Source organism: Pseudomonas sp. BCA17 (assembly GCF_004519405.1).
In the GTDB taxonomy this organism is placed as follows: domain Bacteria; phylum Pseudomonadota; class Gammaproteobacteria; order Pseudomonadales; family Pseudomonadaceae; genus Aquipseudomonas.
Genome location: NZ_SGWI01000010.1, coordinates 204890 through 212681 on the forward strand (window position 1 = coordinate 204890; position 7792 = coordinate 212681).

1 protein-coding gene is annotated in these 7792 nt (G+C 65.1%); it reads left to right on the forward strand.

Annotated features, from left to right (window positions below):
* Positions 1–6: 6 nt before the first annotated feature.
* Positions 7–7792, forward strand: a 7786-nt coding sequence (locus EXW71_RS27845; RefSeq protein ID WP_134660745.1) for a non-ribosomal peptide synthetase, incomplete at its 3' end; no start/stop codon positions are given.

The window sequence follows — 7792 nt, forward strand, 5'->3', positions numbered from 1 at the left end:
GATCGCATGAATTCGCCCGTGCAGTTGCCGCAGACGTTCCCTCTGACCGCCGCGCAGAAAGCCATCTGGCTGGACCAGATCACTCAGGGTGAATCGCCGCTGTACAACATCGGCTCTTACCTGGAACTCAACGGCCCGATCAGCGCCGAACGGATGCAACGCGCCGCCCAATTGCTGGTGGCCAAGCACGACGCCCTGCGCATCACGCTGCTGGAAGCCACCGATGCCGACGGCGTACCGCTGCAATGCATCGCGCCAACGGTGTCGGTGGAGGTACCGCTGCTCGACCTTTCTGAACACGCTGACCCTGTCAGCGCCGCGTTGGTATGGATGGGCGAGCATATGGCCCGCGCGTTTTCGCTGACCCAGGCGCCGCTGTTTCGCTTTTTCCTGATCAAGTTGGGGGGGGCGCATTACTACTTCGCCAGCCAGGCCCACCACATCATTCTCGACGGCTGGGGTTTCGGTAAAATGCTGCAATCGCTGGGCGGCATCTACAGTGACCTGGCCGAGGCGCGACAGCCTGATATGGAGGCCAGCTCCTATGTCGACTTCATCGACGACGACCTGCGCTACCGCGAGTCGGCACGTTACGTAAAGGATCGCGAATACTGGCAGCACAAGTATCAGACCCTGCCCGAAGCGCTGTTTGCCCCGCGTTATCAGAATCAGCATGCCAAGGGCAAAGCCCCTGGCCGACACTACGTGCGGCCGTTCCCGGTGGTGTTGCACGATCGGATGGGAGCGCTGGCGAAAGCCTGCCAGGCCTCGACCTACCACGTGTTGCTGGCGGCCATGTACGTCTACTTCACTCGTGTGACCCAGCGCGATGAGTGGATGGTGGGCCTGCCGTTGCTCAACCGCTCGGCCAGGTTCAAAACCACCCTGGGCCTGTTTACCCAGGTCAGCGCCGTGCGCTTCAGTTTCGGCCGCGAGTTGACCTTCAGCGCCCTGGTCGGTGCCGTACGTGATGCACTCAAGCAGGATTATCGCCACCAGCGCTTCCCGCTGAGCGGCATGAACCTGCGTACCGAAGGTGGCCAACTGTTCGACCTGACCCTGTCTTACGAACAGGACGACCACCGGTACCAGTTCGCCGAGCAGATCGTGCATCCGCTCAAGGTCACCAACCACCACGAACAGATGCCCCTGGCGTTTCACCTGCGGGCGAGCAATCACAAGGACAAGGCCTGGGCGCACTACGTTTATAACGAGGCGTATTTCAACGGCGATGACATCGAGGCCCTGGCCGAGCGTTTTACCTACGTGCTTGAGCAGGCCCTGGAGAATGCCGAGCTGGCCGTGGCTGATTTTTCCTTGACCACCGAGGCCGACCGCGCGCTGATGCAGCATTGGAACGCCGGCGTTGGCACGTACCCCTGCGATGGCACGATTCATGGCCGGTTTGAGGCGCAGGCGGCATCCCGTCCCACTGCGACAGCGCTGATTTTCGACGGCCAACGCCTGAGCTACGGCGATTTGAACCGCCGCGCCAATCAGGTCGCGCATCGCTTGTTGAGCCTCGGCGTGCGTCCGGATGACCGTGTGGCGATCTGCGTCGAGCGCGGCCTGGACATGATCATCGGCCTGCTCGGCATCCTCAAGGCCGGTGCCGGTTATGTGCCGATTGACCCGGCGTACCCGCAGGAGCGCATCAGCTACACCCTGCAGGACAGCGCGCCGGTGGCGGTGCTGGTGCAGCAGGCGACCCGTGCCCTGGTGAGCGAGGTGTCGGTGCCGGTGATCGAACTGGACGGCGGCGATTGCCGGGCCGAATCCATCGATAACCCGCAGGTCCCGGGCCTGACCTCGTCCAGCCTGGCCTACGTGATCTACACCTCCGGTTCCACCGGCCTGCCCAAGGGCGTGATGATTGAGCACCGCAACGTAGCGCGGCTGTTCAGCGCCACCGAGGGCTGGTTCAACTTCAACGAGCAAGATGTGTGGGCACTGTTCCACTCGTTCGCCTTCGACTTCTCGGTGTGGGAAATCTGGGGCGCGCTGATGCATGGCGGACAGTTGCTGGTGGTGCCGCAGCTGACCAGCCGTTCGCCGGACGAATGCTATGCGCTGCTGTGCAATGCTGGGGTGACGATCCTCAACCAGACGCCGAGCGCCTTCCGATCGCTGATTGCGGCCCAGAGCCAGAGCGAACTCAAGCATTCCCTGCGCCAGGTGATCTTCGGCGGCGAAGCCCTGGAGCCGGGGATTCTCAAGCCGTGGTATGCGCGGATGGGTAACGCCGGTACGCAGCTGGTGAACATGTACGGCATCACCGAAACCACTGTGCATGTGACCTATCATCCGTTGACCGCCGCTGACGCCCAGCGGGTCGGCACCAGCCCGATTGGCGGGCGTATTCCGGACCTGCGCCTGTACATCCTCGATGCCCAGGGCCAGCCCGTCCCGCACGGCGTGGAAGGCGAGTTGTATGTGGGCGGCGCGGGGGTGGCCCGTGGTTACCTGAACCGACCTGAATTGAATGCCGAGCGCTTCCTCGACGATCCCTTCGACACTGCCCCAGGCGCGCGCATGTACCGCACCGGCGACCTCGGCCGCAGGCAGGCGGACGGCAGCATTGACTACCTGGGTCGCAACGACGATCAGGTGAAGATCCGGGGTTTCCGTATCGAGCTGGGTGAGATCGAAGCGCGCCTGGCGGCCTGTGAAGGGGTACGCGAAGCGGTGGTGATTGCCCGCGAAGATGAGCCGGGCGACAAGCGCCTGGTGGCCTATGTGATCGCCACCGAGGGGGCCGAACCGTCGGCTGGCGAATTGCGCACGCAGTTGCTGGTGTCGCTGGCCGAGTACATGGTGCCCAGCGCCTTTGTGATGTTGTCGGATTTGCCGCTGACCACCAATGGCAAGCTGGACCGCAAGGCCCTGCCGGCGCCGGATACCGAAGCCTTTGCGCGACGCGAGTACGTCGCGCCGCAGGGGGAACTGGAAACCACCCTGGCGCGCCTCTGGAGCGAACTCTTGGGCGTCGAGCGGGTAGGGCGCCACGACCAGTTCTTTGAGCTGGGCGGCCATTCGTTATTGGCGGTCAAACTGATCGAGCGCATGCGCCAGGTTGGCCTGAACGCCGATGTGGGCGTGCTGTTCGGCCAGCCGACCCTGGTCGCGCTGGCTGCTGCCGCCGGCAGCCGGCACCAGGTACAGGTGCAGGCCAATGCAATCCCGGTCGATTGCACGCGGATCACCCCGGCCATGCTGCCCCTGGCGAGTTTGCCCCAGGAGCAGATCGACCGTGTGGTCGCCGCTGTCCCGGGTGGTGTCGCCAACGTACAGGACATCTACGCGCTGGTGCCGTTGCAGGAGGGCATCCTGTTCCACCACCAGACCAGCACCGACGGCGATCCTTACCTGCTGCAGGCGGTGTTGCGCATGCACAGTCGCGAGCAGCTGCAGAGTTTTGTCGACGCCTTGCAACAGGTCATCGATCGTCACGACATCCTGCGCACCTGCGTGGCCTGGCAAGGACTCGACGAGCCGGTGCAAGTGGTCTGGCGCGAGGCGCGTCTGCCCGTGCAGGAAGTACAGTTCGAGCCGGCGCTGGGAGCGATTGCCACGCAACTGTCCGAGCGCTTTGACCCGCGCCACACGCGTATGGACCTGACCCGCGCACCAATGATGGCGTTGCATTTCGCCGAGGACCTTGCAGGCGGCGGCTATGTCGCGGTCCTGCAATTCCATCACCTGATCGATGACGCTACCTCGCTGGCGCTGCTGGGTCAGGAAATCGAGGCGGTGATGCAAGGTCGCGGCGATCAGTTGGCACCGTCGGTGCCGTATCGCAACTATGTGGCGCAGACCCGCCTGGGCATCAGCCAGGCCGCCCACGAGGCATTTTTCCGCGAGATGCTGGGCGACGTCGATGAGCCGACCCTGCCGTTCGGCTTGCAGGATGTGCAGGGCGATGGCCAGGGTATCAAGCAAGCCGGCTTGCCGGTGGCGTCGCTGCTCGGGCAGCGCCTGCGGACCCAGGCCCGTCGCCTGGGGGTGAGCAATGCCAGCCTGTACCACCTGGCCTGGGGGCAGGTGGTCGGGCATCTGGCTGCGCGCCGCGACGTGGTGTTCGGCACCGTGTTGATGGGCCGCCTGAGCAGTGGCGAGGACGCCGACCGGGCCTTCGGCATGTTCATCAATACGCTGCCGTTGCGCGTTGAAGCGGGCGACCAGGGCGTCGAACGCGCGCTGAAAACCACCCACGCACGCCTGGCCGCCTTGCTCGGCCATGAACATGCGCCGCTGTCCCTGGCGCAACGTTGCAGTGGCGTGGCGGCACCGACCCCGTTGTTCAGCGCCTTGCTCAATTACCGGCATGCCGCGGTCGGCGCACAATCGGCCGAAGAGGCCGGCCAGGCGCTGATGTGGGCCGGGGTGGAAATGGTCGGTGGCGAAGAACGCACCAATTTCCCGCTGATGTTGTCGGTGGACGACCTCGGTGATTCCTTCGGCCTGAGCGTGCAGGCCGTGGCCGGCGTCGACCCGCAGCGCATCTGCGGCTACATGCACCGCGTGCTGGAAGCCATCGCCGACGCCCTGGAACACCAGCCGGATCAAGCGTTGCACAGCCTCGCGATCCTGCCGGGCGTTGAACGTCAGCTGCTGCTGGCCGACTTCAACGCCTTCGACAGGCAATACCCGGCCACGTCGACCGTGCACGCGCTGTTCGAAGCACAAGCGCAGCGCCGGCCTGACGCAACCGCCGTGACTTACCCAGGCCAGTCCCTGAGCTACGGCGACTTGAACGCGCAAGCCAACCGGATTGCCCACCGCCTGATCGCCGACGGCATCGGCGCCAATGACCGCGTGGCGATCTGCGCCGAACGCAGCCTGGAAATGGTCGCCGGCCTGCTGGCGATTCTCAAGGCCGGCGCGGGTTATGTCCCGTTGGACCCGGCGTACCCGGATGAGCGCCTGGCGTACATGCTGCAAGACAGCGCGCCCAAGGCCTTGTTGATCCAGCAGCGCCTGGCGCAACGTTTCGACGCGTCCTGCGTGCCGACCCTGTTGCTGGATACCACCGAGGGTCTGGATGCGCAGCCCGCACACAACCCGCAAGTACCGGGCCTGGATGCCGAGGCCCTGGCTTACGTGATCTACACCTCCGGTTCTACTGGCCGGCCCAAGGGCGTCGCCATGCCCCACGGGCCGCTGGTCAACCTGATGCAGTGGCAGATTGCACAAACCCTGGCCGATGGCCGTCCGGCCCAACGCACCTTGCAATTTGCCGCACTGGGCTTTGACGTGGCCTTCCAGGAAGTCTTCAGCACCCTGTGCGCCGGCGGTGAGTTGTCGTTGATTCCGGGTGACTTGCGCCTGAATTTCCGCGAACTGTTCCGGCATATCTGCGAGCAGCGCGTGCAGCGCCTGTACCTGCCGTGCATTGCCCTGCAGGCGTTGGCCGAGGCTGTGGCCGAGACGCCTGAGCTAGGCCGTTTGCCTTGTGCGCTGCAGGATGTGATCACGGCCGGTGAGCAACTGCGTATCAGCGAACCGATGCGTGAGCTGTTCCAGGGCCTGCCTGGCTGTCGCTTGCACAACCACTACGGGCCGACCGAATCCCACGTCACCACCGCCCTGACGCTGGAGGGGGATGCGCGGGCCTGGCCGGTGCTGCCCTCGATTGGCGTGCCCGTGGCCAACACGCGGATCTACCTGCTCGATGAACACCTGCAACCGGTGCCGCTGGGTGTGGCCGGCGAAATTTATATCGGCGGTGCCTGTGTGGCCCGTGGCTATTTGCACCGCGATGACCTGACCGCCGAACGCTTTCTGGCCGACCCCTTCATGCCCAACGGCCGCCTGTATAAAACCGGTGACCTGGGGCGTTACCAGGCCGACGGTCAAATCGATTACCTGGGGCGCAACGACGGTCAGATCAAGATCCGCGGTTTCCGTGTGGAACTGGGCGAAATCGAAGCGCGCCTGGCCCAGCACCCGGCCATCCGCGATGCGGCGGTGCTGGTGCGCGAAGACAGCCCCGGCGACAAGCGCCTGGTGGCCTATTTCACCGCCCACGCCGAGGGCGTGCCGGCGGGTGTCGACGCGCTGCGCGAGCATTTGCAGGCGCTGCTGCCCGACTACATGATCCCGGCAGCTTATGTGCAGCTGGACGCGCTGCCGCTGTCGCCCAACGGCAAACTCGACCGCCGCGCCTTGCCGGTGCCGGATGTCGAGGCGTTTGCCAGCCGTGAATACGAAGCGCCGCACACCGCCACCGAGACCACCCTGGCCGAACTGTGGAGCCAGGTGCTGGGCGTGGCCCGGGTGGGGCGTCAGGACAACTTCTTCGAACTGGGCGGCCACTCGTTGCTGGCGGTCAAGCTCATCGAGCGCATGCGCCAACAGGGCCTGAGCGCCGACGTGCGGGTGCTGTTCGGCCAGCCGACACTGGCGGCCCTCGCGGCGGCCGTGGGCGGCGGCAGTGAAATCCAGGTGCCGGCCAACGGTATCCCGGCTGATTGCGCACACGTCCGCGCCGACATGCTGAGCCTGATCGACCTCGGGCAGGACACCCTCGACCGCATCGTCGCGCGGGTGCCGGGCGGGGCGCGCAATGTGCAGGACATCTACCCGCTGGCGCCGTTGCAGCAGGGCATTTTGTACCACCACATCACCAGCGAGCAGGGCGACCCCTACCTGCTGCAGGCGACCTTCAGCCTGGACAGTCGCGCGCAACTCGATACCTTCATCCAGGCGCTGCAGGCCGTGATTGACCGCCATGACATGACGCGCACCGCGATCTACTGGGAGGACCTGCAACAGCCGGTGCAAGTGGTGCTGCGCCGCGCCGAGCTGCCTGTCGAAGCGCTGCATTTCGATCCGGCCCGGGGCGCCATGCTCGAGCAATTGCACGCGCACTTCGACCCGCGCCACGTACGGCTGGAGTTGAGCCAGGCACCGCTGCTGCGCCTGGCTTACGTGCACGATGAGGTCAACCAGCGCTGGCTGGCGATGCTGCTGTTCCACCACATTGCCATGGACCACACGGCGTTGGATGTGATCAACGAGGAGATCCTGGCCTACCGCAGTGGCGGCTTTGCGCAATTGGACGCGGCGATGCCGTACCGCAATTACGTGGCGCAGGCGCTGTTGGGCGTCAGTCAGGCCGACCACGAACAGTTCTTCCGCGAGATGCTCGGCGACATCGACGAGCCGACCCTGCCGTTCGGCCTGCAGGAAGTGCAGGGCGACGGGCTCTCGGCTGAAGAAGCCAAGATCCAACTGGATGCCGAGTTGTGCCGGCGCCTGCGTGCGCAGGCGCGCCACTTGGGCGTCAGCGCGGCCAGCCTGCACCACCTGGCCTGGGCTCGCGTGCTGGCCAGTGTCAGTGGGCGTGATGATGTGGTGTTCGGCACCGTGTTGCTGGGGCGCATGCAAAGTGGCGACGGCGCCGACCGGGCACTGGGCATGTTCATCAATACCCTGCCGCTGCGGGTCAGCGTCGACGAGCAAGGCGTGCGTGCCGCGGTGCGCGCTGTACACGCACGGCTCTCGGCACTGTTGGGCCATGAGCATGCACCGTTGGTGGTGGCGCAGCGTTGCAGCGCCGTGCCGGCTTCGTCGCCGCTGTTCAGTTCAATGCTCAACTACCGACACAGCCCGTTGCTGGAACGCGAAGGGCCGCAATACTGGTCCGGCGTGCAGGTGCTGGAGGTCCGCGAGCGCACCAACTACCCGTTGGTGTTGAGCGTAGATGACCAAGGTGATGACTTCCTCTTGTGCGTACAGGCCACTGCGGTGGATGCCCGGCGTGTAGTGGGTTATGTGCAGACGGCCTTGT